Annotated in this window: 30 protein-coding genes; 14 read left to right on the top strand and 16 right to left on the bottom strand. The window is 60.4% G+C overall.

Annotated elements, in window-relative coordinates:
* Positions 1-236: 236 nt before the first annotated feature.
* From ACQY7R_RS07675 to ACQY7R_RS07665, 3 genes are read right to left on the bottom strand one after another with little or no spacing between them, the layout of a single operon-like run.
* Positions 237-1,073: a ThuA domain-containing protein gene (locus tag ACQY7R_RS07675; protein WP_428305018.1), complete on the bottom strand. Its 837-nt coding sequence runs from the start codon at positions 1,071-1,073 to the stop codon at positions 237-239.
* Complete coding sequence (locus tag ACQY7R_RS07670; RefSeq protein WP_428305017.1) at positions 1,070-1,846, bottom strand: hypothetical protein; 777 nt, start codon at positions 1,844-1,846, stop codon at positions 1,070-1,072. Before ACQY7R_RS07670 ends, ACQY7R_RS07675 begins: the two co-directional genes overlap by 4 nt.
* A 12-nt stretch (positions 1,847-1,858) precedes the next feature.
* Positions 1,859-2,542, bottom strand: a complete 684-nt coding sequence (locus ACQY7R_RS07665) for a hypothetical protein (RefSeq protein WP_428305016.1) — start codon at positions 2,540-2,542, stop codon at positions 1,859-1,861.
* 264 nt (positions 2,543-2,806) lie between these two features.
* Between ACQY7R_RS07665 and ACQY7R_RS07660 the strand changes: the two genes are divergently transcribed.
* The 8 genes from ACQY7R_RS07660 (at position 2,807) to ACQY7R_RS07625 (ending at position 10,045) form a co-directional block, all read left to right on the top strand.
* A complete protein-coding gene (locus tag ACQY7R_RS07660; protein ID WP_428305015.1) occupies positions 2,807-3,841 on the top strand; it encodes a DUF1559 domain-containing protein in 1,035 nt (344 codons plus the stop codon).
* Positions 3,822-4,292 carry a hypothetical protein gene (locus ACQY7R_RS07655; protein WP_428305014.1) on the top strand — a complete coding sequence of 157 codons (471 nt, stop codon included), beginning with the start codon at positions 3,822-3,824 and terminating at the stop codon, positions 4,290-4,292. Before ACQY7R_RS07660 ends, ACQY7R_RS07655 begins: the two co-directional genes overlap by 20 nt.
* 7 nt (positions 4,293-4,299) lie before the next feature.
* Positions 4,300-5,319, top strand: a complete 1,020-nt coding sequence (locus tag ACQY7R_RS07650; RefSeq protein WP_428305013.1) for an ABC transporter substrate-binding protein — start codon at positions 4,300-4,302, stop codon at positions 5,317-5,319.
* 43 nt (positions 5,320-5,362) lie between these two features.
* On the top strand, positions 5,363-6,355 hold the full coding sequence (locus ACQY7R_RS07645; protein ID WP_428305012.1) for a FecCD family ABC transporter permease: 993 nt from the start codon (positions 5,363-5,365) through the stop codon (positions 6,353-6,355).
* Positions 6,352-7,356: a FecCD family ABC transporter permease gene (locus tag ACQY7R_RS07640; protein ID WP_428305011.1), complete on the top strand. Its 1,005-nt coding sequence runs from the start codon at positions 6,352-6,354 to the stop codon at positions 7,354-7,356. Before ACQY7R_RS07645 ends, ACQY7R_RS07640 begins: the two co-directional genes overlap by 4 nt.
* 37 nt (positions 7,357-7,393) lie before the next feature.
* Positions 7,394-8,197 (top strand): ABC transporter ATP-binding protein, encoded by an 804-nt coding sequence (locus ACQY7R_RS07635; RefSeq protein ID WP_428305010.1) that lies wholly within the window; start codon positions 7,394-7,396, stop codon positions 8,195-8,197.
* A gap of 92 nt (positions 8,198-8,289) precedes the next feature.
* Positions 8,290-9,561 (top strand): MFS transporter, encoded by a 1,272-nt coding sequence (locus ACQY7R_RS07630; protein ID WP_428305009.1) that lies wholly within the window; start codon positions 8,290-8,292, stop codon positions 9,559-9,561.
* Between the two features lie 82 nt (positions 9,562-9,643).
* Entirely contained in the window at positions 9,644-10,045 is a 402-nt protein-coding gene (locus ACQY7R_RS07625; RefSeq protein WP_428305008.1) for a hypothetical protein, read from the top strand.
* A gap of 211 nt (positions 10,046-10,256) precedes the next feature.
* On the opposite strand, the gene ACQY7R_RS07620 is transcribed toward ACQY7R_RS07625, so the two are convergent.
* A complete protein-coding gene (locus ACQY7R_RS07620; RefSeq protein ID WP_428305007.1) occupies positions 10,257-10,943 on the bottom strand; it encodes a leucine-rich repeat domain-containing protein in 687 nt (228 codons plus the stop codon).
* A gap of 178 nt (positions 10,944-11,121) precedes the next feature.
* Positions 11,122-11,562, bottom strand: a complete 441-nt coding sequence (locus tag ACQY7R_RS07615; RefSeq protein WP_428305006.1) for a hypothetical protein — start codon at positions 11,560-11,562, stop codon at positions 11,122-11,124.
* A gap of 548 nt (positions 11,563-12,110) precedes the next feature.
* Between ACQY7R_RS07615 and ACQY7R_RS07610 the strand changes: the two genes are divergently transcribed.
* The 6 genes from ACQY7R_RS07610 to ACQY7R_RS07585 all read left to right on the top strand — a co-directional run bounded on the left by ACQY7R_RS07610 (position 12,111) and on the right by ACQY7R_RS07585 (position 14,654).
* Positions 12,111-12,548: a hypothetical protein gene (locus tag ACQY7R_RS07610; protein ID WP_428305005.1), complete on the top strand. Its 438-nt coding sequence runs from the start codon at positions 12,111-12,113 to the stop codon at positions 12,546-12,548.
* A gap of 159 nt (positions 12,549-12,707) precedes the next feature.
* Entirely contained in the window at positions 12,708-12,929 is a 222-nt protein-coding gene (locus tag ACQY7R_RS07605) for a hypothetical protein (protein WP_428305004.1), read from the top strand.
* Between the two features lie 48 nt (positions 12,930-12,977).
* Complete coding sequence (locus ACQY7R_RS07600; RefSeq protein WP_428305003.1) at positions 12,978-13,118, top strand: hypothetical protein; 141 nt, start codon at positions 12,978-12,980, stop codon at positions 13,116-13,118.
* Between the two features lie 215 nt (positions 13,119-13,333).
* Entirely contained in the window at positions 13,334-13,840 is a 507-nt protein-coding gene (locus tag ACQY7R_RS07595; RefSeq protein ID WP_428305002.1) for a hypothetical protein, read from the top strand.
* Positions 13,841-14,022: 182 nt separating this feature from the next.
* On the top strand, positions 14,023-14,415 hold the full coding sequence (locus ACQY7R_RS07590) for a hypothetical protein (protein WP_428305001.1): 393 nt from the start codon (positions 14,023-14,025) through the stop codon (positions 14,413-14,415).
* Positions 14,416-14,426: 11 nt separating this feature from the next.
* The gene (locus tag ACQY7R_RS07585) at positions 14,427-14,654 is read left to right on the top strand and encodes a hypothetical protein (RefSeq protein ID WP_428305000.1); all 228 of its coding nucleotides are present in this window, start codon (positions 14,427-14,429) and stop codon (positions 14,652-14,654) included.
* 441 nt (positions 14,655-15,095) lie between these two features.
* On the opposite strand, the gene ACQY7R_RS07580 is transcribed toward ACQY7R_RS07585, so the two are convergent.
* From ACQY7R_RS07580 to ACQY7R_RS07530, 11 genes are all read right to left on the bottom strand, one after another.
* Entirely contained in the window at positions 15,096-15,383 is a 288-nt protein-coding gene (locus ACQY7R_RS07580) for a hypothetical protein (RefSeq protein ID WP_428304999.1), read from the bottom strand.
* A 56-nt stretch (positions 15,384-15,439) separates the two neighbouring features.
* A complete protein-coding gene (locus ACQY7R_RS07575) occupies positions 15,440-15,715 on the bottom strand; it encodes a hypothetical protein (protein WP_428304998.1) in 276 nt (91 codons plus the stop codon).
* A 43-nt stretch (positions 15,716-15,758) separates the two neighbouring features.
* The gene (locus tag ACQY7R_RS07570; RefSeq protein ID WP_428304997.1) at positions 15,759-17,534 is read right to left on the bottom strand and encodes a hypothetical protein; all 1,776 of its coding nucleotides are present in this window, start codon (positions 17,532-17,534) and stop codon (positions 15,759-15,761) included.
* 33 nt (positions 17,535-17,567) lie between these two features.
* Entirely contained in the window at positions 17,568-18,440 is an 873-nt protein-coding gene (locus ACQY7R_RS07565; RefSeq protein WP_428304996.1) for a hypothetical protein, read from the bottom strand.
* Positions 18,441-18,525: 85 nt separating this feature from the next.
* Positions 18,526-18,834: a hypothetical protein gene (locus ACQY7R_RS07560; RefSeq protein WP_428304995.1), complete on the bottom strand. Its 309-nt coding sequence runs from the start codon at positions 18,832-18,834 to the stop codon at positions 18,526-18,528.
* A gap of 692 nt (positions 18,835-19,526) precedes the next feature.
* Complete coding sequence (locus ACQY7R_RS07555) at positions 19,527-19,994, bottom strand: hypothetical protein (protein WP_428304994.1); 468 nt, start codon at positions 19,992-19,994, stop codon at positions 19,527-19,529.
* Positions 19,995-20,032: 38 nt separating this feature from the next.
* Positions 20,033-20,518: a hypothetical protein gene (locus ACQY7R_RS07550; protein WP_428304993.1), complete on the bottom strand. Its 486-nt coding sequence runs from the start codon at positions 20,516-20,518 to the stop codon at positions 20,033-20,035.
* Entirely contained in the window at positions 20,515-20,736 is a 222-nt protein-coding gene (locus ACQY7R_RS07545; RefSeq protein ID WP_428304992.1) for a hypothetical protein, read from the bottom strand. Before ACQY7R_RS07545 ends, ACQY7R_RS07550 begins: the two co-directional genes overlap by 4 nt.
* 77 nt (positions 20,737-20,813) lie before the next feature.
* The gene (locus ACQY7R_RS07540) at positions 20,814-22,829 is read right to left on the bottom strand and encodes an AAA family ATPase (RefSeq protein WP_428304991.1); all 2,016 of its coding nucleotides are present in this window, start codon (positions 22,827-22,829) and stop codon (positions 20,814-20,816) included.
* Positions 22,830-23,493: 664 nt separating this feature from the next.
* Positions 23,494-24,174 carry a recombinase family protein gene (locus ACQY7R_RS07535; RefSeq protein WP_428304990.1) on the bottom strand — a complete coding sequence of 227 codons (681 nt, stop codon included), beginning with the start codon at positions 24,172-24,174 and terminating at the stop codon, positions 23,494-23,496.
* A 60-nt stretch (positions 24,175-24,234) separates the two neighbouring features.
* Positions 24,235-24,894, bottom strand: coding sequence for an acyl carrier protein (locus ACQY7R_RS07530; protein ID WP_428304989.1), 660 nt, complete (start codon positions 24,892-24,894; stop codon positions 24,235-24,237).
* Positions 24,895-25,428 lie beyond the last annotated feature (534 nt).

Genomic DNA, 25,428 nt, shown 5'->3' with positions numbered 1-25,428 from the left:
GTCGACTGCCTAGCGCCCACGTTCTTCGGGTTGGCGTGTAGAGAGTAAAACGCGCCTATCTCATGATAGCGGCCAAACTTTCGGCGATGGGTTGCGTATGTATGGCAGTTTCCGCAACTCTGCATGCTCGCGTCTCTGACTCTCGCCTTCCATATCGATCAGAACCCGAATGGCGGCTGAAGACGCATTTCGAACTGCTGAACGTACCAGGAAGTTAGAAATCGTGCATTCAATAGCTACGCAGCCGGCGATGGCTTGCTTTTCATAGCCCACAGGATGCCGCCGAGAACCATGCGTTGAAACCGCACATCGTCCCATGTCGACTCCAGGTGCCCCCAGCCGACATGGAACACGCGGCCCTTGCCATACTGCCGCGACCACACAACTGGATAATCGCCATCGGGCCGCTTCGTGCGATGCTCGGCAGCAATCGACGTCGCATCGACGCGCATAATGACGTGCACGAAGTCCCTTGAGTAAGGTTCCTTTACGATAGGATGCTGCTCGGTGAACTCGAATGAAGCGCCGCCGAATGCGTCGGCGCCTGGGAAGGCAAGATCCTCAACGATGATTCGCGCCGTCGACATAAGTTCGCCGGCAAAGCCTCCCCCAGTTAGTTCGTGGAACTCCGGCCACTCGAAGAAGGCCAGTATTCCAGCGTGGCCGATGACAAGCCCCTTGCCGTCATCATGCACGAACGCGAGCAGATCGGCCTTCTGCTCGGCTGTAAGCGTGCCGGTGCCGCTCGGTAGTAGGAACAACGCATCGTACTCGCTCAGCGTCCGAGCGTTCACTCGCTTCCCGCCATACTTTGGGCCCGTGCCGATGATTGGCTGCCGCGTGATGAGTTGCGAATCAGTACGGATGTTTGTCACGAACGCCCCCGACTCTCGGCCAATCCGCGAGAGCGTCGCCAACGCATGGGAAATCGAATCGTGGTGATAACCTGTTTGGACATCGGCGACGGCAAGCAGCTTGCGCTTGCCAGCCCAAGGGTCGCTCCGCTCGCCGCGTCCACCGGCACTGGCCGCGATCTTGGCGCCGCCGTTTCTTGCTGCGTCTTGGTCGCTCACGTTCGCCCTCCGTCACGATAGGGTTCGTAGCGGGCCCGCTCCTCGTCCGTTACAGGAATAAATCCGTTGCGGCATGTAGTGAATCGCCCCAAATTCCCGTAAACGCCGCCTCCTCGACGCGGCGCGGCGCCGGCAAACGACGCGGCCGGCCCGTGATCGACCACCTCGCGGTTCGCAAGCCCGCGGATAGCGCGAATGAGCACTCTCCATCCCGCCGTCGACGCTGGACAGGCGCGGTGCAGCGTCCAGTTGTCGAACAAGACGAGCTTCTGAGGTTCGAGATGCCACCGCCGCAACGCACAGGCCCGCAATCCCGCTTCGACCTGCTCGTCCCAAGACGGCCGCGCGCCCATGCGGCGCATGGAACTCTGGAGCGCCGGCGTACGCAGAGGCAGCCCACCTTTCTGCTCCGCCTCCGGCTCCAAGTGCTCCAGCGGGCCGAGGATGAACTCAGTTTGAGACCCTCCGCCAAGCAGCACCATCAGCGTTTCGACCCGCTTCCCGTCGATCGCGGTCTGCCCTCCCCAATCGAAGTGGTAGTGCGGGCCCAGCGGGTACCAACCCTCTTTGAGATAAAGCAGCCGACTGAAAATCTCCACTGCGGCGTCGGCCTGCCACTCGGCAGGCAACGCTTCAATGAAGGCTCGGTGGGCAGGTCCCGCACCGACAGCCTCGGCAATCGGCGTCCTCGCTTGGCTCTGCTCCAAGCGAACGACTTCCTGCGGAAAGCAGGGAAAGTCGCCCAGCACTTCGAGAGTCGACTCGCGGATCATCTGAGAGATTCCTCAAAGTTGAGCGTGATTTCGCAAGCCGTTTACGCAGGGCCGGTCGTCGCCGCGCGTGGCACGCACGATGAACTGAAAGCCATGCGTCGTAGCTGGGCGAGAACGCATGAGCGTCCCCCAACCGAATTCAACGACGGTAGATGCCGGCAAAGCAGCGATTCGCACGCTTCTTTCCCCCAGGCGGCGAGCGATTTCCTGTTCACGAAAGGTCACGCTCTCAGTAGCGAACCAAAACTCCTCGGCCTCCGCGGCAGTCACAAACGCGAGTTCCCCCTCGACTACCTCGGGCGTAGAGCCAACGCCGAACACGGCAAGCCAGTGCGTTGCCTCGCGATTTCGATTTGCTGCCCCGCGCACGCCGCTCATGACGCCAGGAAACGGTTCGTGAATGAAGTGGAGAGGTCCGCGCGCCCCGGAAAGCGGTCCCGCCGGAGCCAGCACGTGCGCCAACCCGGGAGCGAGCCACACAAGCGATGAGTCGACGATGACGTTCTCGTCGCGGTCAAGCGGGAGCGACTCCAAGAAGGCCTGAGTCAACCGACCTCCGTGCGCCAGCGCGAAATTGCGATCCGCGGCGAAGAGCGGCGTCTCTTCCTCGACCGGCAAATTAGCGGCAGCTTCGATCGGATGAAGCGCTCGCAGCTGGCTGCGAAAGCGTTGGGGTGCAGTTCGATGCTCGTCCATAAAGCACGTTATCAACGAAGGGGGCTTCCGCATCAATGATAGCGACGCCGCTCGCTATCGCAGCGGTGTCGACGCGCGCGACGCGGCAGTCGCTTATTTCAACAGGCCGGTAAACCGCAGCTTGATTTACTACCATTGGAAATGATTGCTCCCGACAACCCTCGTACAATGAAGCGTCAATCGTGGCGGCGGCAACTCAAAGACAGAAAGCGACGCAGTCGCAATTGCACAAGTACACACGTCGGCTATTCGGGGAATCCTCACGTGAATTCTGAACTTCCGCGCCGGCACGCATTCACGCTGGTCGAACTGCTAGTCGTCATTGCCATCATCGGCGTGCTGGTCGCCCTCTTGCTGCCAGCCGTTCAGGCAGCGCGCGAGGCTGCTCGACGCAGCCAGTGCAGCAACAATAGCCGGCAACTCGGGCTGGGCTTCATGAATTACGAGTCGGCCCACGGCGGTTTGCCTCCGCGCCGCTGGAATCGCGTCGACGAAGGCTACACCGGCTGGGGAACGTTCCTGCTGCCTTACATCGAACAGCAAGCCGTCTACAACGCTTACAAATGGGAATACGACTTCTACGATCCCGCGAATAAAGCAACGGTCGAAACGCAGATCGCCACCTTCATTTGCCCCAGTTCGCCACGCGAAGAACCGGCCCTCAGCGGCGGCAAAGCGACGACGCTCGCCAATCCCGATCGCAGCACCAGTTACACCGTCGAAGGCCGCATCGATTATCTTGCCCCGAACGGATTTTACGGCCCGACGAACGGCTGGGGCATCCAGCTTGGCGGCGGCACTCTCTTCACGAAGAACGACCCGACGAACAATTGGCATCAGGCAATGCTCGATAGCACAACTAATGCGGCATTCGCCAACGTAATGAATCGCGCGCCGCGCAAGCTGAAAGACATTACCGACGGTACTTCGCAAACGCTGCTAATCAACGAAACCGCAGGCTGGCCGCAACAATGGGTCGGTCGCAATCGCGTCACGACCGATCTCGCGGTTGCAAACCGCGCTTCCTGGGCTGGGTGGCAAGCCTTCGTCTACTGGCCCTATTCCTCCGATGGCCTGCAGGACGCCAATTCCAACCCCGCGGCGGGCGACTTGCTCGATTGCGCCGTCAACTGCAATAACTTCCACGCCATCTACGGCTTCCACGTCGGCGGCGCCCTGGTGACGTTTTGCGACGGTTCAGTCCGCTATGTGAGCGAGCAATTGGACGGTCTGACCTTCGGTCAGATCGTCATCATCGACGACGACCAGGTGGTCAATAATGTCAATTTCGTCAATTAGCCCTACCGCGGTTCGCTCTCTGCTGTTCGCCGCTTGCTTGCCGTCGCTGCTGTTGCTCGCCGTCGTCGCAGGGTGCGACGCGCCCGCGCCAGTCGGCCCGGCTGCTCAATCGGTTCAAGGGAGCGTGGTCTATCAAGGCAAGCCCGCCAATGGCTTCCGCGTGACTTTCTACCCCCAGTTCGACATTGGACCGCAGCAGTTCGCTCCTTCGGCGATGACCGACGCCGAGGGAAAATTCACGCTCACTTCCTACAAAGCGGACGATGGCGCTCCGGCGGGCAAGTACGCCGTCGCCATCGAGTGGCCGCAGGAGATCGACAAGGGCGAGGGGTACGACGTTCCGCCGACAGTCGACGGTCTGAAAGGGCGGTTCGCTGATCCCGTTAAGTCGAAATGGCAGGTCGACGTGCTCGTCGGCGAGAATCGCTTGGAACCTTTTCAAATCCCCTAAGCTCCGCATGAAGCTCGCAATCACATCTCTCCTCGGAGCGGCAGTCATGGGCTGGGCGCTCATGCGAACTGGCCAAATCGCGGTCGAGGTGCAGCGCAGCGGCGCGGGGCGGCAGTCGCTGCAGGCCCGGCCGGTCGTGCTATTGGAAGAGACAGACGACTATCGCATCGTCGAACATCCGCTCGGCGAAACTCGCGCGCCACGTCGCCCCCAACGGATCGTCAGCCTCGTCTCCGCCGCCAACGACGGTTTGATCGCGCTCGGGGTCAAACCAGTGCTAGCCGTCGGCTCAATGTGGACGCCCCGCGGCAAGCAAGGATATCTCGACCAGCAGTTGGCCGACGTTCCGCGTCTGTCGCAGGCGGGGGGAGTCAATCTCGAAGCAATCTACGCCGCCCATCCCGATCTGATCATCGCCGGCGCCCGCGAACTTCGGGCCTACGGGCAACTTAGTAAAATCGCGCCCACCATCTGTATGCCGACCGACGCCAGCGGCGACCGCGAATTGTCGCTCCTCGACGTCGGCGTCGCGATTGGCAAAGAGCAGGAAGCAAACGAGCGGCTCGCAGCGCATCGGGCGAAGGTCGCCGCCGCACGGCAGACGCTGACAGAATCGGCTGCCGACGAGAAAGTGACGTTCCTCCGCTTCCGTAAAGGAACTTGCGTCATTTACACGCGCACCGCCATGTTCGGGCCGCTCCTGTTCGAGCAACTCGCGCTGAAGCCTGATCCCCATACTCCAGAGGTGATGCACAGCGGCGGGTGGGACGTATTGTCGGTCGAACGCCTCTCAACGCTTCAAGCCGACCACGTTTTTGCGCTGGTTGATCCCGACAGCGAATCGTACTTGGCAAAGATCGCAGAGACGGCGATCTGGCGCGGCATTCCGGCCGTGCGTACGGGGCAGTTTCACCGCGTTGACTCCGACGTCTGGCTTGGCGGCGAAGGCGTGATCGGAACCGAAGCGATCGTCGACGACGTGCTCGCCGCGCTGAAGTCCGTGCGGAGCGACGATGGCAAGCAGTGATCCGATAGCTCCTACCCAGCGTTTGCGAGGCAACGGGCGAACGATGTTCCTTCTCGCCATGGTCGTCGCAGGCACGGCGGCGATGGCATCGCTATTCGTGGGCGATTTATGGATTGATGCTGCGACCGTATGGGACGCGCTCGTTCATCACGATTCAGCATCATCAGCTCAGGTGATCGTTCGCGACTGGCGATTCCCGCGAGCCGTGGCCGACCTCCTCGTCGGCGCGGCGCTCGGCATGGCGGGCGCGATCATGCAAGCCACGACTCGCAATCCGCTCGCTTCTCCCAGCATTATGGGCCTCTCAACCGGAGCCAGTTTCTTCGGCTTGCTAACGACGATCGCGATTCCCACGGCCGGCCGCCTGGAACTCATGCTCGCCTCGATCGCCGGCGCCGCATTCGGCGCGGCGCTCGTGTACGGCGTCGCGTCGGCCGCGCGCGGAGGCATGACTCCCGTGCGACTCGCTCTGACCGGCGTCGCCGTCTCGTCGATCCTCGCAGCAATCGGCAACGGCGTGACAATCTACTTCAACATCGGGCAAGACATGCTTCTCTGGTATGCCCGAGGGAGCGAAGGGGTCCAATGGCCCGACGTCATCTTCGCAGCTTCGCTGATTATCGCCGGACTTGCCGGCGGCGCCGTGCTCAGTTCCTCGATCAACGCCCTCGGCCTGGGAGATCACGTCGCCACGGGCCTAGGACTGCGAACCAGTACGGCGCGGTTCCTCTCCGCTTGCGTCGTCCTGCTGCTTGCCGGCGCGGCGGTGGCCCTAGCGGGGCCGGTTGGGTTTATTGGTCTACTGGCCCCGCACGTCGCGCGAGGCTTGGTGGGGCTCGACTACCGCGCCGTCATTCCGAATGCCGCCGCGATCGGAGCCGCCGTGATGGTTCTCGCCGACGTTGGCGCTCGCTTAGCCACCACGCCCTACAAAGCACCGGTCCCAGTCGGCGTCGTGACGGCGCTGCTCGGCGTCCCCTTCTTTCTCTATTTGGCGAACAGTCGGTCGAGCCGCGCGCAAGGAGGGCGAGTATGAATCGCACGCTCCGCTCGTCGTTCGCTGCCGCTGCCGGCCTGACGCTGCTGCTAACGGCGACCTTCGTCGTCAGCCTCACGCTCGGCGTTGCTGACGTCTCGTGGTCGCAGTTGCCCTATCTTCTGTTTGGCGGCGGCGACGTGGGCGATCAGCTAGTGATTTTTCAAATCCGCATGCCACGCGCAGCCGTCGCGATGCTCGTCGGCGCAGGACTGGCCGTTGCCGGGACGCTGTTGCAGGGCCTTAGCCGCAACGACCTTGCCAGCCCCGCCACTGTCGGCGTTGAAGCTGGTTCCGGGTTGGGGCTCATGCTGCTCATCGTCGTCATGCCGACGGTCGCCGCACGCCACCCGATCTTCGCGCCCCTCGCCTCGATCGCCGGGGCGCTCGCGATCGCAGCGCTCGTCTTCACGCTCGCCTATCGCGAAGGCTCGATCTTGCCGGCACGCCTTCTGCTGGTCGGCATCGCCGTCGGTTACGGCATTCAAGCGGCGATGCTGATGCTGTCGTTGCGGATGAACTACGTTACCTACAGCCACGTTCTTAACTGGATGTCGGGAAGTCTTTCGTCCGCCGATTGGAGTTCGGCCCGCATGCTGGCGATTCCGCTCGCCGCCGTCGCTCTACTCGCCTACGGCAGAGCGCAGGTTCTCAACGTGATGGCAATCGGCGACGAAGCCGCCTCCTCGCTCGGCGTCGCCGTCCATCGCGAACGCTTGACGATGATCGCCCTCGCCGGACTATTAACGAGCTTGTGCGCCGCTGTCGCTGGACAAATCGGCTTCATCGGCTTGGTAGCTCCCCATCTCGCACGCAAGCTTGTCGGCGGCGATTACCGCGCCGTGATCCCCGTATCAGGCCTGTGCGGAGCGCTGCTACTGCTGCTGGGCGATTCGCTAGGCAGACATTTCTTCCGCAGCGTCGAACTTCCCGCCGGCGTCTTCGTCGGGGTTCTTGGCGGCGGCTACTTCCTCTATCTCCTCGCCACGACGAAGAATTAGCCCCCGCCCCGGCTCATCGCGTTCACGAAAGCATCCCATGGAACTTGCTGCTCACGATCTCACGCTCGCCTACGAAGGGCTCGAAGTCGTCGGCCATTTGAACTGCACAATTACGCCTCGACAGATCACGACTTTCATCGGACCGAACGGCTCCGGCAAGTCGACGTTGCTCCGCGGACTTGCGCGGTTGATGAAACCTCGCAGTGGCGCGGTATTGCTCGACGGCAAGGAAATCCATCGCTCGCCCACCAAGGCGGTCGCTCGGCGACTTTCGATGTTGCCGCAACGCCCCTCGGCGCCAGACGGGCTGCTCGTTCGCGAACTCGTCGCACTCGGCCGATTCCCTTACCAAGGGCTTCTCGGCGCACTGAGCCATGAGGACGATCGCCAGATCGATCGCGCCTTAAGCACGGCAGGCATCGACGCACTTGCCGATCGTCCGCTGGGAGAACTCTCCGGCGGCCAACGGCAACTCGCCTGGATCGCGATGGCGCTCGCGCAAGATACGCCCGCGATTCTCCTCGACGAACCGACGACGTTTCTCGATTTGGCGCATCAGCTTGAAGTGCTGGAACTCATGCGAAAGCTCCATCGAGAAGGGGAACGAACCATCGTCATGGTCCTCCACGACGTCAATCAGGCGGCCCGCTTCTCCGATCGCATCGTCGCCCTTTCGGACGGCAAGATTGTCGCGAGCGGATCGCCTGAGGAGGTGCTGACGATCGAGCTGATGCGCAGAGTCTTCGCCATCGAAACGGAAATCACCCACTGCGCAACCACTAACTCCCCCATCTGCATTCCCCTCAGGCGGTGCGATCAGGCCGACCACTCGCGGTCGTGAAAAACCACGCTGCTCTAAGCCCTTCACCGGCCGCTCCCAGGCCAATGCTAAGATAGCCGGCAACTACCGCCAAACGCTTCTTCGATGACGCCATGACCGATCAGACCAGCAATTCCGCCGAACCGCCCGCCGCCGAGCCGCAGTCGTGGCTCAACCGCAATGTTTTCGCTTTCGGCGCGACGAGCCTGCTGGCCGACCTCTGCTACGAAACTGCGACGACCGTACTACCCGCCCTGTTGGTGGTGGTCGGAGCGCCCCCGTTTGCTCTCGGTTTGATGGAAGGTCTCGCCGACGCGCTGTCGAGCTTCGTCAAAATGGCCGCCGGTTGGTACAGCGATCTGTTGCCGCGGCGCAAGCCGTTCGTCGTTTTCGGCTACGGCGTCACTGCAGTGTCGATCGGACTGATCGGTCTAGTGACTCTCTGGCCAATCATCTTGCTCCTCCGCGTCGCCGCCTGGATCGGCAAGGGCGCACGCGGCCCGGCCCGCAACGCCATGCTCACCGCTTCGGTGCCACCCGCAGACAAAGGAAAGGCTTTCGGCTTTCACCGCGCGGGCGATACCATTGGCGCCATCATCGGTCCGCTCGTCGCTGCGGCGCTCATCGGCCGATTCGGCGCCGACGGGGCGACCTCCGCGGAACCCTATCAGTGGGTGATGCTCGCCACGCTCGTGCCGGGGCTCGCGTCTGCCGCAGTCGTCGCCATTTTCGTCACCGAGCCCCGCCGCGGGCCGAGCAAGCCTCGCCAGTTTTGGGAATCGCTTGCGGCGCTTCCGCCGCGCTATCGCCGCTGGCTCGTAGCAATCGGCGTCTTCGGCGCCGGCGACTTTTCCCACACGCTGCTGATCCTCGGCGCTATCAACGCCCTAACTCCAACCCGCGGCTTCGTCGAAGCGACTCAGATTGGCGCGGTGCTCTTCTCCGTGCGAAATATCGCCGCCGCCGTCGCCGCGTTCCCCGTCGGAGCCGTCAGCGACCGCATCGGCCGCCAGGGCCTGCTCTTCGCAACCTACCTCCTGGGAGCGATCGTCGTCGCCGCCTTTGGCGTGGTCGTCACTTTCGACCACGCCGGCCTCCCGCTGCTGACGCTCCTGTTCGTCGGCGCCGGCATAGTGAACGCCGCCCAAGAAGCCCTCGAAGGCGCCGCCGCCAGCGACCTCGTTCCCGATCACACGCTGCACGGCACCGCGTTCGGCCTCCTCGGCGCGGTCAACGGCGTCGGCGACTTCATCTCCAGCGTGATCGTCGGGGCTCTCTGGACCATTGCCCCCGAAATAGGCTTCGGCTACGCCGCGATAATGATGTTTTTGGGGGCTGGACTGCTGTTGCGGGTCGCTGGAAACGAAGCTGAGGCCAATTCCTAGCGCTGCGACCCGTCGCAGAACGCAGCGCCGACATTCGGATACTGCAGTGCGGTCGCCCAGAGTCTTTACGATAGCTATCGACGTGGCGCTGGTGACCTCAGTGCTGCACATGCTTTCGATGCAACATTTCCGCCTAGCTTCGACGCGTTTCAGAACGTCGGAAATGCGACCTTTGCTGACGCATCGAGCGGGAGGCTCGCCTACCGGCACAGGGTTTACAGTCCGCAAGTTTGAAAAGCTGATTCTTAATGGCAAGTTCTGGCCATCAGTCGAGCCTGAGAAAGCATTGATGCCAATTGGCAAGTTGGCAGATGGTCGGTACTACATAGAAGGCAAGCTCCTGACTCCAATAGAAGCTGAAACATATCTGGAGCAGCTTCGTTCACGACTTCATGCGGTTGGAGTTCGTCTTGCAGTGATGTTTATGGACCCACGGGGTGATGGTTACCGGCCCACTTTAGTCCAGAACTTTGAATCGCTTTAATCTCGCTTGGGGCGCAGTTCGTTCAATCGGTCTGCTAATAGAATTGTCGGCGCATTAGACGCATCTGACATTTCTTCTAATGACGGCTCGCGGCTGAGCTTCCGCCTCAGTCCTAAAATGGCAGCCTTTAATTCTTCACCTGTCAAAGTGCAACGGCTACCGCAAGTGCGTCAGTGTTATCAGAGTCGAGTAGCACATTCCGAACACAGTATTACGGCCGAACGATCTGACAATCGGGCAATGATCGTTTCAAAGCGACGACGCTTGCGTCCGTGACGGATGTTCGTCCAAGGTCCAACGACGCAAGTGATCTCAGACCAATCAACGGACTTACATCGGCAACGCCAGTCCAATTCAGGTTAAGTGTCTCAAGTTCAGTCGCAGATGACAGGCGTGAAATGTCGGATACCTTGGTCTTGTATAGGCTAAGAAAAATCAGATGATCTGGAGCCAAAGCAGAGATGTCATCTACGAGCGTTCCATCCAACCACAAACGTCTCAGGTGTAATTCTTTCAGTGGTGTTAGGTCACTGACGCTAGTGCGAGCCAAGCTTAATGCATCGAGGTTTGGGAGATTCTGCAATGGCGACAAGTCGACAACGTGCGTGTGATCAAGCGATAAAAACTTGAGGTGTTTCATTTCCTTTAAGGCCGAGATGTCTCGCACGCCAGTTCTGTCGAGATGCAGTATTTCGAGATGATCGAGCCCCAGCAAGCAAGAGGCGTCATCAACGCGATCATTAGATTTACCAGCATCGCTGAATGATACGTGGACGGCCTTATCGAAGAAGTGAGGCCCAAGGAGTTGGCGTAGCCATGTTGGTCCGCTTGGTTCGCTCCAGTTCTTTTCTTGGTATTCATACGTTACGGTCCCGCCAAGATTTTCGATCGCGCTCACGGTTGAAGATTGCCTACTAGCTTGCCGAAGTCTCAGCCCTAACCAGCCGCATGCCACGCAAATTACTGAGGCAAGAAATAGTAGGGTTCTGATACTGAACGAGAACCATCTTCGTTTGGCGATCGCTCTTGCCATTGCTACCGTCCTGAGTGTGACCAAGGCTGTCCGATACGTCATCCTACAACGCCACCACCATCCCCAGTAAGCCAGCGACGACGCTCGTTCCCACCAACGCCGACCGTAGCGTGAACCGCCTTATGCGAATCGCCGCGACGGCAGCAAGGGCGAAGACGAGCGCGGGATACCAGAGGGGGAAGATGATAGTGTTCCCATTCGCATGGAAGTACCTCCAAGACCGAAACTCGCGTGGTTCACCCGGCTCGACACGGCGTGCGGCATGTTGGAACTCAAATACCAAACCGCGTGACTCTTCCTCCAGACCGAGTGCCAAATCGACGTGGCCGCCGTACACATCGATCCATAGCGGGCGTGTGGGACGCACGTAGGTAGGCGCGAAGACTACATCCCGATAGGTCATGCTCCGCCACCACAACGATAAGCAGCCCATGCTCGCCGCGAGGCAAATCGCCGCCAAGTTGTAGCGGATGGCTTTGAGCATCTTGGGGGAGGCTAGCTGGCTAACGCTTTGGCGACAGTTCGCCTCTGAAGCTTCGGAGCGTTAGTTTTTCGAAGTAATCCTCTGCGGGGAAGACATCGAGGATACCGTAGCGGACGCCGAGAAGTTTCGGCGATGGCTGAAATCGACCGAGAAATTAGCCGCCAGCACCGTTCGTCGTCGCTGTACGGCGGCGCGTCAGTTCTTCAAGGAAGCGGTCAACGATCGGCTTATTGAGATCAATCCGTTCGGCTCGATGAAGGGGATTAGCGTTAAAGGCAACCGGACGCGTGATTTCAACGTCGACCGCGAAATGGCTCAGCAGGTACTCGAGGCTTGCCCTGACGCTGAGTGGCGTCTGCTGTTCGCACTGAGCCGATTTGGTGGTCTGCGCTGTCCGTCAGAGCATTTGGCGCTTTGTTGGGGCGACATCGACTTCGCCAATGGCCGGATGACGGTCCATTCGCCCAAAACAGCGCATCACGAGGGCAAAGAATGCCGCGAGGTTCCCCTTCCATGAGCTTCTGGAGTACCTGGAGGACGCCCGCGAATTGGCCGGGGACTTGGCGAACGATCCGACCACTCCGGAGATCAGCCATTACCGGTCCGCCAACGCAAATCTACGGACGCAGCTTCAGCGGATCATCAAACGGGCTGGCTTAACTACGTGGCCAAAGCTGTTCCAAAACCTCCGCGCGACGCGGGAGACGGAGTTGGCGGAAACCTACCCGATTCACGTCGTCTGCGCCTGGATCGGAAACAGTCCGAGAGTGGCCAACGAGAGCTACTTGCAGGTGACCGAAGCTCACTTCAAGTCGGCTCAAAAACCGACGCGCGAGACGACGCGCTCAGCAGCGGAACCAGAGGAAACCGAGTGGACTGGAGAGGACACGACCTGCGAAATTCCCGATGATTTTGATAATTCGCGGGATTCGCAGGGGTGTTTAGTGGGCGGCACAGGACTCGAACCTGTGACCTCTACGGTGTGAATGCTTTCATTCCTTCACCGTACCCCACCGCGAGACGCGGGAACAACGCCTTTTCACTGTAAAGCGTTGATTCTACTAGCGGCTCGCCCTGCCAACAACTGCCCTGATTACCGGCCAGCCGTGTAATTACCGTGTAGTCAGGCGACGGGGAGAGTGGGTATGAAGTCGACCAGTGTGCGGAGTGGTTTGACGTGGGCGGAACAACGGACTGGAGCTGAGTTGCTCCGCGTCGGTGAGGGCTCGTCGCGGGCTTTCATCATCTTATCAACTGCCGACAGCACGACGCTGCGGGCGCTGGCCGACTCGGCTATCGAAGCGGCCGACTGGCTGGATGAGTCACAGAGCATGGATGCTGAGATGCGCCTGGAAATGGCCCGCTGATCGCCAGCACCCCTCCCCTTCTCTTCCCGCCCCTGAGAGTCCGCGCTCATGTTTCGCCTTTACACCGTTGAGCTGGGCAGCTTTGTGATGGCCGTTGAGGCCCACTCGCCGGAGATCGCTGAGAACATCGCCCGGTTCTTCCTTGCCGCCAGCGTCAGCCGTGACGTGCCGGCCGTCGTCCTCGCTTAATCCACGCTGGCAGGCTCCGCATCGTCAGAGCGTCCTAGGCCTCGGTGATCGTGCGGAGCCGCCAGCCCTTTTCTCGGAGCCCCTGTCATGTCGGAACTCGAATCGCTCGTGAACGCTTACCTCGCTGTCGGTCTGGTGGGCGGATGCTTCGCTTGGATCACTTGCCATTTCACCCGCTGAGCCGTTACCGCCAATCCCACCCTGGAGTCTCTGCCATGTTCCGGACCCTTCCTGCCTTAGCTGTCGCCTTGCTGCTACCGTTCGCGCCTCATGCCTTCCGGATGCTGGGCGAACCGGCTCCCGTCCAACTGGACCCAGCCCCTAGCGTCCCTAACGAGACGCTGGCGCAGATTGAGGCCGAAGCCGTCGCCCGTAAAGCTGCGAGCGCAGAGAAACGCGCGGTGCGCGACGCTGAGTATGCCGAGCGTAACCGAGTCCTGGATGATCGCGCAGCGGAAATCGCAAGCGTACATCGCGAGGTGGAACGGGAGCTGGCAGCGATTCGCACAGACGCGGAGCAATCGCTTGCGTACTGGCTGCACCAACGGTCGCAGCTTGCCGCACGGCGAGCACACTACGCACAGAACGAGGCGGCATACGTCCGCGCAGTCGGCGCGGCGGAGTACGCCGATATGATCGCGGATATGGACGCCAACGCGCGAGGGATAGACGAGCTGTGCGCTGAGCTTAGTGCGACCGTTGCCAATGCAGTTATGCCGTAGTCCAACTGCAATCACCGTGAGGGGAGCCCGGTAGCCGCAAGGTTGCCGGGCTTTTTTTATTTGACAGGGTGGGCCGCTTTGGTAGAATCGCGACGTGCTGACTGCACAAACGTAGTCGGGCTTATGTGGTCCGGCGTCCGATCTATCACTTCTACAGCCCCATGTGGGTGAGGAAGCCCCCAATGTCCGAACTCGATTTAGAGGCCCTTGCTGCGCCCATCGAAGCGCTGCGCAAGGACGTGAAGGCGGCCTACACGCGCCTTGACGCGAAGTGGGAAGCCATCGCCGAGCGGCTGCGCAAGCTGCCTATTCCATGCACCGTCTCCTACAAAATTTCGGAGAACGACAACTGCGACCAGTCTTATCGGCTCGACTTCCGCAAGCACGCCGGCAAAAAGCGTATCTGCACCGGCATCTACTACTTCAACCCTAACACCGGCGACGAGGAAGTTGACGTAACGCCATACGAGGAGTGGAGCGGGGAGCAACGAGTGGAATTGCTCAGGCATGTCCCCGCGCTCTTCGAGGAAGCGGCGAAAGCGGTGAAGGAATTCATTCAGAAAACCCAGCTTTAGGAGGGCTCGCGATGCGTTCTCCTAGACAGGTTGAACTGCCGCCGTGGACGGCGCAATTCGTTTGCGTCTTCCCATACTTGATCTTGGCCGCCCTGGCAGCCGGAGCGCTTTACGGCAGCGAAGCTGCGGCCGCCGCGTTCGTGCCGTTCGCGTTCGTCTGCCAGCGAGTAACTAAATGGGTGCTGCGCGTCCCCGGCGATGATCCGCCGTTGCCGCCGTCCATAACCAACAGCGCATAAAAACGGCACTAGCGAATTGGACCGCTAGTGCCGCTCGGCGATGGGCGAAGTAACATTTCCATCGTTGGATTGAATCGTACTCTATCCCCGTTTTCGGTCAAGCGGCTTCATTAGCCGTCAATCGAATGACAGTATCCTCCCGCGTGCTTGTGACGACGGCGAATCTTTTGTCGCCCGCGATGACAACGTCATTCGGCGACAAGCGGTCAAAAGGTACGTCCCGCGTATAGAGCAGCAGCGTGGTCCGCCCCAGCGTCTCTTGGCACTCACGCGCACTTATCTTGCGGGCGTAGGTTGTCGGCTCTATGACTGCCAGGGCCGTGGTTGTGGCTCGCGTAGAGCTACGCTGCCCCGTCGTGGGGTCAACTGCGGACGCGGTCAGACGCGAGATAATTACTCGCTTGCCCTTGCGTCGGGTGAGGATGTAACCCGGATCAGCGCTCAAGATTCGACTCCCTCTAATTGCAGTTCTTCGGCGGCAGTGGCTGCTGTCTCCAGAATTCGTGACGTGGCCAGCACCGCTTCGCCGAGCGTCTTCAAATGGTTGGGCAGGTCGAGCGTCTCGGCCGCGTTCGCAGCCTCGACGATGCGTGTCGCGTCGCCGCTGTCGATCGCTTCTGTGAGCACCTTCCAACTTTCGCCGATGCGCTGGAGCTGCCCGGCTGCTGAAAGAAACGAGCTGGCAGCCAGGGCGGCCGAATCGGAGAGTGATTCAAAATGTTCGGTCACGATGAGTTATCCCAGGTGTACGAGGTGTAAAGCGGGGTTAATGTCGACCGCTGTGCCTAGCAGCGCGGACGTTGTTTCGGGTCGCCGAGCTGGAATCTGCGAAGCGGGGGGTGCGGTGATTTGAAATTGTCAGTGCTCGCGGTTTGATGCGTGAGCGCCGCCATCTGTACGTCAGCGAAGGTGCCCTGTCGCAGCTCAACATGGCCGCGCGGTTCTCCGATCAGCCGATCATCCAACATGCGGAAGCGGACGGTGGTTGCGGACTCTTTGACCAGAATGCCCACCGCAGTCTGAGCCCCGTTCCGAGCGATGCAATATTTGAGTTGACGCATTAGCTTTTCTCCAAGGTGTGAAGTGGTCGAAAGTGACGCGGCCCTAGCCGAGCCCCAGACGCGCTTGACGCTGCACTGCGTTGACGAACTGCTGAATCGTGGCGTTGTCCATCATTCCGCCCTGTAGGGTGACGGTAATGTTCTGATTGACGGGAGAGGGGCCAACCGCCGCGACGGCGGCAGCAGTACCCCGATCCACGCCAGGGGCTGCGTTGATCGCTGCCGTGGCGTTCGTTGAGGGATTAAAGCTGAGCCCTTCCATGTTCCGCGCGATTGCTGCTGTGGCCGTGGCGGCCCCCGCAAGGCTGGTGTAGATGCTCTTGGCCGAAGCGTCGGCTGCGGCGAGCGGATCGGTGACCGCGCCGAGTTCCTCAAGCTGTCCCTTGTTGGAGGTGATTTCGCCACGGCCCTTAAGGATGTTGCCCGTTGAATCGTCCATCTTTTTCAGCGCCTCCAGCGCGTCCTGATAGATGGTGGGCAGCGTGTTGGCTTCCTTGCCAGCTTCGACCATTGCATCCTTGAATGCGTCTGCCTGCTTGGCGAGAGCGTCGTCGGATGCGCCGGTCCGGGCGAGCGTATAAAATTTGTTCAGCTCGTTGTATGCCGTGGCGATATCACCCTTCGCGTCGATGAATCGCTCTTTATTAGTCGCGCCCGACAGGCCGGCTCTGAGCCCTCGCAACGCTTCCTCCACCAGCCCGCGATTGGTAGTGAGGCCCTGGCCAAGTTTGCGCACGTTCGTGTCAACGTCGCTGTAAGCGTCTTGCTGTTTCTGAATCAAGTCGTGCTGCTCTTTGGTCAGCGCTAAGTTTTTCTTAGCGTTCGCGATGGCGTTAGCATCACCACCCAAGACCTGCCCCAGACCTTGCAGCCTCCGCTTGTACTCCTCGATAGTTGTGATGCCAGCTTCATAGCCAGCCTTCTGCTGCCCTTGCTCGGCGACTTGCTTACGCTGTGCGGCAACGCTGCGAGTGAAAGCTGCCTCTAGCTGTTTCTGCGCTTGGACCGCTGCGGACGTGTCCCACTGGTCATTGTCGCGCCCGGCTGCTGTAGTGATGAGACCTTGAGCCCGCTCAAATTGGCCGGCGTCGCGGAGCTTGGCAGCTTGCCGCAGTAAGTCGAGCGTCGACCCCTCCCGCTCCAGCCGCGCATCCTGAATCTGCGCTAGCTTCGCCTCGCTTGACTTGAGCTTGGATTGATTCTGGTCGTACAGGCTTCCGAGCTGGCGGTAATGATCCTTCCAGATGTTCAGCACGCCATCGGCTTGGGCCTGCGCTTCACGGTTGGCGGCTCGCTGTGCGGAGACTTCGATACCTTGCTTGTCGAGCGCTATCCGATCCTTACGGAACTCGGATTGCTTCGCAGCGTCCTGGAGATCGCTGATAAGTTTGCTCGTACGGTTGGCGCGGTCGAGCGCGCTACCAAACGCTTCGGCCCCTTCCGCCGAGTTTTTCATAAGGTCCGGCAGACCTAGCAGGTTCGACGCGACTGCTGCTGCGGCAACCGCCGCGAGCCCTAGACCGATGCCTATCGGACCAGCCGCGACTGCCGCCTTACCCAAGTCGAGCGCGATGCCGGCGATACCGTTGCCAGCGCCAGCGAACCTAGCGGCTCCCTCGCTCATCCGGTCAAACGCATCGGACGCTTGGTTGCCGGCGCGGTCAGTGTCCTTGCCTAGCTTGGTGATCGCGGCCGTCGCCTGCGACGTGTCGTACACCACCTTGGTGCTGACGGTGTTTGAGTTACTGGCCATTACTCTGCCTATCGTTTGTGGTGCTGGATCAAAACTCTGCTGGCGACAGCCTGCCCCATCCCCCACCTACCGGGGCAAGCTGTTCGCCGAGTCTCACAGTTACGCTGCTGCCGGTTCCCAATACTTGCCGGGGTCGCCTTCCGCGATACCTTTGGCACGCCAGTACGCTGCCTCGTCTGGGCTTCCCGATGCGGGGGAGGGGCTGGCGTCACTAGGCTCGGCGCTGAGCTTCGCCATAGCCCGCAGTTCGCGGTCGAGCTTGTCGCGCTCACCTTTGAGCTGCGCGACCTTGGCGTTGTATTCGTCTTGTTGTTCCTTGACGACGCCGGCACGCACGGCCTTCGCAGCCTGAACTAATCGTTCGCGCTCCTGGGGACACCCGCCCACCAGCTCGCATTGAACGATCGCGTTCTCGATGGTCTGCCATTGCGCTACGTCAACGCGAGATTCCCAGCGTGCCCAATCTTTCAGTTCGCGTAGAGCCGCGAGCGTGGGGGCTTGATTCTTGAGATGATCTTCGATTGCCGCCGCGTTCGCTCGCGTCTCCAACTCTTTCCGCTTCAACCGCTGTAGCTCCAGCAACGTGCGCCCCTTGGGCGTAGCGTTCTCGAACGCCTTCATTTCGGCATCGTGGTCGAGTTCCGCCTGTAGCTTTGCGATCTCAGCATCGAAGGCGACTGACGTTGCCGGGTCGCTGGCTACCACGGGCTTCCAGTTCTTCGCGGCCATGAGTGGTTCGGGGTCCGCTAACGGCCGCCGCAACTTCGGGCTGATCGCCTCATGGATTGTTCCGATTCCTGCGAACTCATCAGGCAGTAGGTCGCGGCCCAGTTCCTTCGCCTTACGCTCAGCTTGGTCCGCCCACGCCGAATCAGCTTTGGCCCTATCGGCCTGTAGCTGCGCGTTCGTCTTGAAGCCATCGCTGGCGGCAAGCGCGTTCATCGTCGTCCTGTTCATCTCTTCAAGGTTCATTTTCTGCGAGGCTCCGAATAGTTGTGAGTGGATGGAAGCCAGCACCGCACCGGTCATGCGCGGTGCTGGCGACGAGTGGTGCGCGTTAGTCTTCCTCAACCTCAAGGGCGACGAACACGAATTTCGTCGCACCACTGCGCGTGAGCTGTAGATTTGACGCCGTCGTGATTCCTACGAGTTCGCCGAGCCGACGTTGAATCGCCGATGCTGACAGTCCGCTCGTATGCTTGAGGGCTCGCTGAATCGCGTGGACAGAGCCACACGTCGGCACGCCACTGCCGGGAACACCCACCGGACCGAACGTGTTCATAACAGCGTCGCCGTCGAAGACGACGCCAGCGCCGCCGACAACTTCCGACACCAACGCGGCCCATGCTCGTTCAAACTTTGTCATTTCAAACACTCCTAATAAAAAGGTAAACCTGTACTAAAACCGACGGCAGCGGGTGAGCAATCTCGCGGAAAACCCCCACTGCCGCCGGGGCCTGATCCGGCCGTTCGGAGACTTGGAAAACCGCCGCGCCGGAGGTGTCAATCCACTGGCGCGGCGGTGAGTCGCGGCCGTATGGTTCCCGGCTGCGTCTCGTTGTTCGGTCCCGTCGTCGCTACTACCCGTCACGATGGGCATAGGTTGACGGGAGGGCTTCCACTGCAATTGCACTCAGTGGAAGCTGGTAGCCCAATCGCCGCCCGATGGATCAAAAACGGCGATAGGTAACGCGCGGCGTCGCTCCAAGCGTCACGCCTCGCATGTAACGTTCCTGCCGCAGGGAGAGCTACCAACCTGCGGCAGGATACGAGCCGTGCGCCTCAACACGTCTCGTGTATTCACCCGGCGTGTACCCACCGGGGCTGGTCGCCAACGTGGTGACCGTTATTTAGCTATCGGGATGTTCGCGCCAGCCAACCGAGCGGCGAGCAAGGTCGCGTCATGCTGGTGGATCGAATCGTATTGGAGCAGTCGAGCTTGCCCCTCCACCCCGTTGTCGTTCCAGTTGCCGACGATGCCCGGTGGGGTGATGCCGAATCGCTCACACGCGCGAAAGATTCGGTAGAGCCCCGATCGACCGGGCGGGACGTAGGGTGCTACGCCGCCGACAACTGACTCGCAAAAAAATCGTTTGCCGCCGCCTCCAACATTTCTTCCGTGAGAGAGTTCGCACGGTGGATGCGCTGAATCAAGGCTGCATGCTCTTTGTCGTCCAGGATCGCAGACAGCTCTGCGTGGGCGTGCTGCCAGCTAGACGGGTCTTCCAGCTTCACCTTGTCCCATTCGATCTCACTCGGCTCTAAACTCTTGATGAGGACGTACTGACCTCGCAGCAAGTCTTGGCGGTTGCGAGCTTCGACGTACCCCGGTGCTTCGAGATCATCGACGACGCCCTGCGGCGTACGCATCTTGCCCGGCTGTGGGGGAGGTGCAAGAGCGTGGAACTCCTCAAAATTCTTCACTGATTGAATCTTGAAGACGATCGAATCTTCGATCGGCGTGCGCCGAAACACGATGTGTTCAAACTCGCTCTTAGACTTTGGTTCTTTACCGCCGATTTTCATTTTTGAGGCTTCCTAGGTGTGGTGGTGTTGACGAGCCGCTACGCTGCGGCCGTCGCTGATTCCCAAACTGGGGGTTGTTCGCCAGCAAGTTTGCCGCTGTAGTTCGCTTTGCGCTTCGCCCATGACTTGGCGTAGTAGAAGCAACGAGGCGGCGCGATGGGCGGGTTGTCGCGCGTCGCCCAAAGGTGTTCTCGAATCGCTTCGATTGACTTCTCTGCCATGTTGAACTGGCAACTATTGCGCTGTCCCCGCTCGCAGGTGAATCCGCTTGCGATGGCAGCGGCGATGAATGTTCCCTCGCCGAGATACCGTTCCGGGGTCAGCAGCTCAAAGACATGCTTCAACCCATAGCTGGCATGCTTTCGGTTGATCGTCTTTGTGGGCTCGACATTCGCCAGGAGATCGCAGACCGCATCGAACTGGCCGCGAGTCTCCAGCAGCCCTTCGCTCGTGCCGACGCCGAAGCCTGCCTCTCCTAGCGTGGGGTGAGCTTCAATCACTTCCTCAAGAGTTAGTCGGCTCATGCGTCCACCGCCTTCCGACCCTTCGCGCCCTTGGGGCGACCAGCCGGCCGCGTGGCCAGCGTCCCCGCCAGGATGGCGTTACGGATCGTAGCGGCATCCCACCGGAGCGGCGCGACGCCGTCGACCGGTTGAGGAAGCCGGCCGTCTCGTTGCATGGCAACGAGCGTATTTCTGGTCACTCCGATCAGCCGTTGCACGTCTACAAATTTCATAAGCATCTGAGTCACTCCCGTTGTTAAAAATTGCCCCTGCCGGCTCAGGTGCTAACCAGCCGGCAGGGGCTAGCCTCAGGTGACTAAGCTGAGACTGATTCACCGTAGACGAAACCGTCAGGCAGCAGACGCACGCGACTCGCGGCGCGGTTACTATCAAATTCGATCTCGTGTGTCTTGTTTTTCATTCGGCCCAGCGCATCCTCGAACGTCCGATTGTTTATGCCCGCTTCCTCGCCAGCCATGTAGAGCGCTGGTAGGCTGTGCCACTCTCCACCTGCAAGGAACTCAGTGATAAGGCGGCTCGCCGATTTGCTGGTGCTGGACGTGGCGGCATTGGCCACAAGCAAGGCCCGCAGCCCCTCGTCTGCGTGCATGAGCACGGGCTCCGGTTCCCAGACGACTCGGCCCACGGTGTGCTCGTCTGGCGTGTCGTCGGACGCTTGAACATGGTTGCTAGCGTCATACGGACGGCTTGGATCGTACATGACAGACTCGACCCGGTAGGCCATCCCCGCAGGTTGCCGCGTGTAGCTGTACTTTGACGGCAGGAATAGGTGACGACTGCGATCGTTCGCGTCCGTGACGGCGTGCCAGATGATGCGTGGAATCGAGACGAACGCGGTGGATGAAATGATATGATCGTTGGCCCGTGGGCTCAGCGACGACTTGGCGTAGTGGCATACGCCAAGCACCCCGAGTTTGTGCTTGTCAGCCAGGGCGGTGAGACGATTCAGAACAGCGCGGACTTCGCTATTCGCGTTCTCGTTGACGTGCTCCGGCAGCATGTCGGTGAGCGCGTCCAAGACGATTGCGTCCACGTCGCCCATCTTTTCAATCGTCTTACCGATGAGCCGCATCCCGTCCTCACAAGCGGACAGGTCAATCTGTTGCAACTTCCCCTGACGCCGCGTAAACCCAACGCGGAGAATGTTCCAATAAGCTGGATCGGCCCCAGCAACGTCATGGCGACGGGCGATCATCGCCGATGGTTCTTCCGGCACAATGAACAGCACGCGGCGTCCACGGCGGGTGATCGGCCCTACGACCCTGTCAGCAACGATGAGACTTTTGCCCCCATGCTGCGGTGCCGCAACCAGTGAGATACAGCCTTCCATTAGCAAGTGCGGAATGATCGGCGTCGGAAGCACACGCTTTATGTCACGAGGGTCGATGACTTCGATGTACTCTTCCTGCGTGTCACCTTGTTCCGAGCCCCCAGCGAACATGTCCATAGCGTCTTCACGTTGGGCTTGTAGCTCGTCAGCCTTAATCAGCGCTTCACCGCGTTGGCCGTCTCTGTCGGCGCGGCCGTAGCCTTCGGTCAGCTTGCGTTTTAGGTTTTGTCCGCCATCCCCCGTAAGTGGCCAGGGCGGTATACCCTTCACCGCATTGACGCGCTGGATGATCTCCCACGCCTTATCGAGCGGGGCGTTGTAGCGACAGAGGTGGCAGGCCCATCCTAATGCGGTGCCGGAGCCATCGTCCTTGTAGACTGAATCCTTGCCCGCCATTAAGTCGGCTTCGCAGAGCGCCAACTCTTCCTCGGTTGGATCGCGAATGACGATCGCAGCACGAGCCGCCGCGAGCTTCGCCTTTGCTTCATGCTCCGCGATTTTCTCCGCCGCCGCCGTTACCAGCTCGGCGTGAGCCGCTGCGGGAATCTCTTGAGCGGTTTCGATGCCGCGTCCAGGCAACCATTCCCGGCCGGGGGTAGGCGGGACCGCACTCTGTACGCCGTTGATCCGACCTTCAAGCCCTGACGAGAGAATGACCAGTCCATTACGATCGAACGGGGCGCGAGTCATTAGCTCGCGAAGTGGACTGGCTTGCGGTAGCTTGCAGATGCGGTGAGTGCTGCGCGTCGAAGTGTACGCCGCACAGGTATCGGCAGTGTCGCCGAACAGCTCGCGAGCGTGCAGCTCAGCGGCCTCGCTGTCGCCTTCAATGTCGATGTAGTCGAGATTCCAGCGGGCTCCTAATCCCGGCTGTTTGCAATCGGGATTGGCCCATTCCCTCCGCAGCGTTGTCAGCGTCGGATTTTCAGTTTTCCATTTCTTCCGCCGCGCGGCCTTGCCGTCCAGCGCGACGAGCGGCAAGCCCCGCATATCGTACTGCGGCACCGCGCTGGCGAGCCGGTTGACGATCTCGGCTTTCACCGCTTCGATTTGTTCATCTGTCAAAGTCATTAGCACCTGATCCGAGTGTTTCGTTAAAGCGGAGTAGTCGCTCCGCGAGCGTCGAACGTGTATTTTCCCATGCGGTCGGAAAGTAGGTCAATCATTTCTTGACTCCGCTGCCCTTCCTCGATTGCGGGACAATTGTGGGCAGCTTGCTGCTCTTTCCCGACAAAGAAATCATCAGGATTTATTTAGTGCAATAGCCCGCCAGGGACTGGCATCGGCGATGAGCGTGAGCCGGATGAGACCCGGAAGATTTGCGGAAGGCTTCCCGCCACTTAACAGCCGGCGACCAGTGAAAAAACTCCACTCGGTTTTCGGGCTCGCCTGACTCAGATAGAGCGAGAGAGGGAGAGAGAGCCAGGGAGGGATGATATATAGGTAGTCTTTTTTATAAGAAAATGCCTATTTTTATAGGCTCAACCTGATGCGGCCAGAATCCAGCGTCTGTGAGTCTCCCTCTCTCGCTGTACCTGACTCGGGAGGCCCCCAAAATGGAGGCGCCTTTTTTTAACAGGTCACTGGCCGGAGAATGGCCGGAGCGTGTCAGATAGTCGCACGGATTTTCGGCGACAGACTTCCGCTAGACCGCGACGCGGCCCCCGGTGCTGGCGACCATCCGCCCAATTTGGGCAGGGTTCCAGGTGACGCCGGCTCGCGGCCGATGCCCTTCCTCGCTCAACACCTCGCAGATACTCCGCAAGACGAGCCCGTCTCGGCGCAGCTCCCGAGCCCGTTGAATGACGGCTTGCTCGGCGGCATCCTCCACCAGCGTCACGCCGTCAGTGCGGAGCCGGTAGCCGTACTTCACGCTGCCCACGCGCTCCCCGCGCGCGATCTTCACCTGTAGGGCCTGAGACGTCCTTTCGCCGATCGTACTCCTCTCCCATTCCGCTACGGATAGAAGCACGTTCAAAACGAGTCTCCCGGCGGCAGTCCGCGTGTCGACGGCATCCTGCACGCTGAGCAGCTCCCGATGGCGGAACGGGTTCTCCACGAGCCAGGACCAATCCCGCAGCGACCGCGTCAGCCGGTCGAGCTTTACCACGGCGAGCCCGTCAGCTTCACCGCGTTCAAGCATCGCGAGCGCTGCCTGGAGCCCCGCGCGGTCGAGAGTCGCGCCGCTCTCGGCGTCCTCTAAGATGGTGACCAGTTCAAGGTCATGCAGCGCGGCGAATTGCAACAGCTTCGACCGCTGAGCTTCGCGCCCTAGGGACTGATCTTCGGTCGACGTTCGGACGTAGCCAATGATGCGAAGTGCCATCCCTCAATTATGAACGACAGGACGCCAATTTCCATAAAAACCCGGCTGTATCGTGAATTTCTACCCGATTTCCAGGTCATCCCTCAAACGCGCGTCCCGGTGAAGCTTGGACGCCTCTAGTCCGAGGGCGCAGGACATCTCATGTTGAAGAGCGGCAAGAACGTCTACTGCGCCAATGTCTTTTGCGATCGCCGTATTCACGCTCGCTCGCCGTCGTGCAACGTCACCGAAAGTTGTGAATCCGCGAGGCGGCACGAGAGGGAGGAACCGCCTCGCCACCACCATCGCGACGACTAGGAAGTAGGCAGCGACGATCCCGTACCATCCGTTGAAGGCGGCTAGATACAATGCGAAAATTGTCAGGAGGAAGTAAGCCCATCGATAGGGAGTGTGCAGCCGTAATGAGGAGGGATACGAGCCGTACCACTCTCGCAGCGCAGCCCAGAAAGCTTTACGCTGTCTTGTGGGAATGACGGTCGTAATGAGCGTGCTTGGGCGGATTGAAATTAACGGCGCGTTGAGAAATTCACGAACGAAATTGCGCGTTTCTAAGAATGCCGGAAGCATCACACATGTCGCTTGGCGCGCGGCTGCTACTCGCTTTTCAATGGCGTCGGCAAGATCGCCGACTGTCACGCAGCCGAGCATTTCGTCGGCCGGTAGGGAGATTCCAAACCGCTTTTCGATTCGGAAATGGATGTCGAGAAATTCCAGTCCCATTATTGGAGGTTCCTCGTCCGGTGCGGGAATTTCTGGCTATTAGACCGAACCCCTTCACTCATTCCAACACCCCCGCCTAGGTCAAGCACCCCACCCACGTCAAGACGCAAGTCGCGCGGCCCCCGGATTTAGCTCCTGGCGAACTCTCTCCACCTCGCCCGACTGCCAACACTCCCCACCGGCCGCAACGCAGCACAGGGCAAGCCACGAGCCCCAGCGGCCCAATGGTCTCTCCGCGAGCCGCCAATTTGGCTATGCGCATGCTCACCCCCGTGCTGGCGAACAGTCGCACAATCGTAATAAGTGTTAAACGTCTGCATACCGTCACAATCGGCATAACCCTTTCCCCCAGGCCGGCAGCCCCGCATAACCGCTACAGTCGTTGCGACCAGGATAAAACCCACCACCCCTACGCCGTGCATAACTAACAGCGTGCCAAACGCCTGTAGCGATTAGCCGATTATAGGATGCGACAATCCGCAATCTCTCAGCGCCTCATAGTCGTTACCATCGGCAGTGGGTAGTGACGCGCAG

Origin of the sequence: Lacipirellula sp. (genome assembly GCF_965279485.1) — a bacterium.
Taxonomy (GTDB): Bacteria; Planctomycetota; Planctomycetia; order Pirellulales; family Lacipirellulaceae; genus Lacipirellula.
This window is presented reverse-complemented; position numbering and strand designations above follow the sequence as displayed.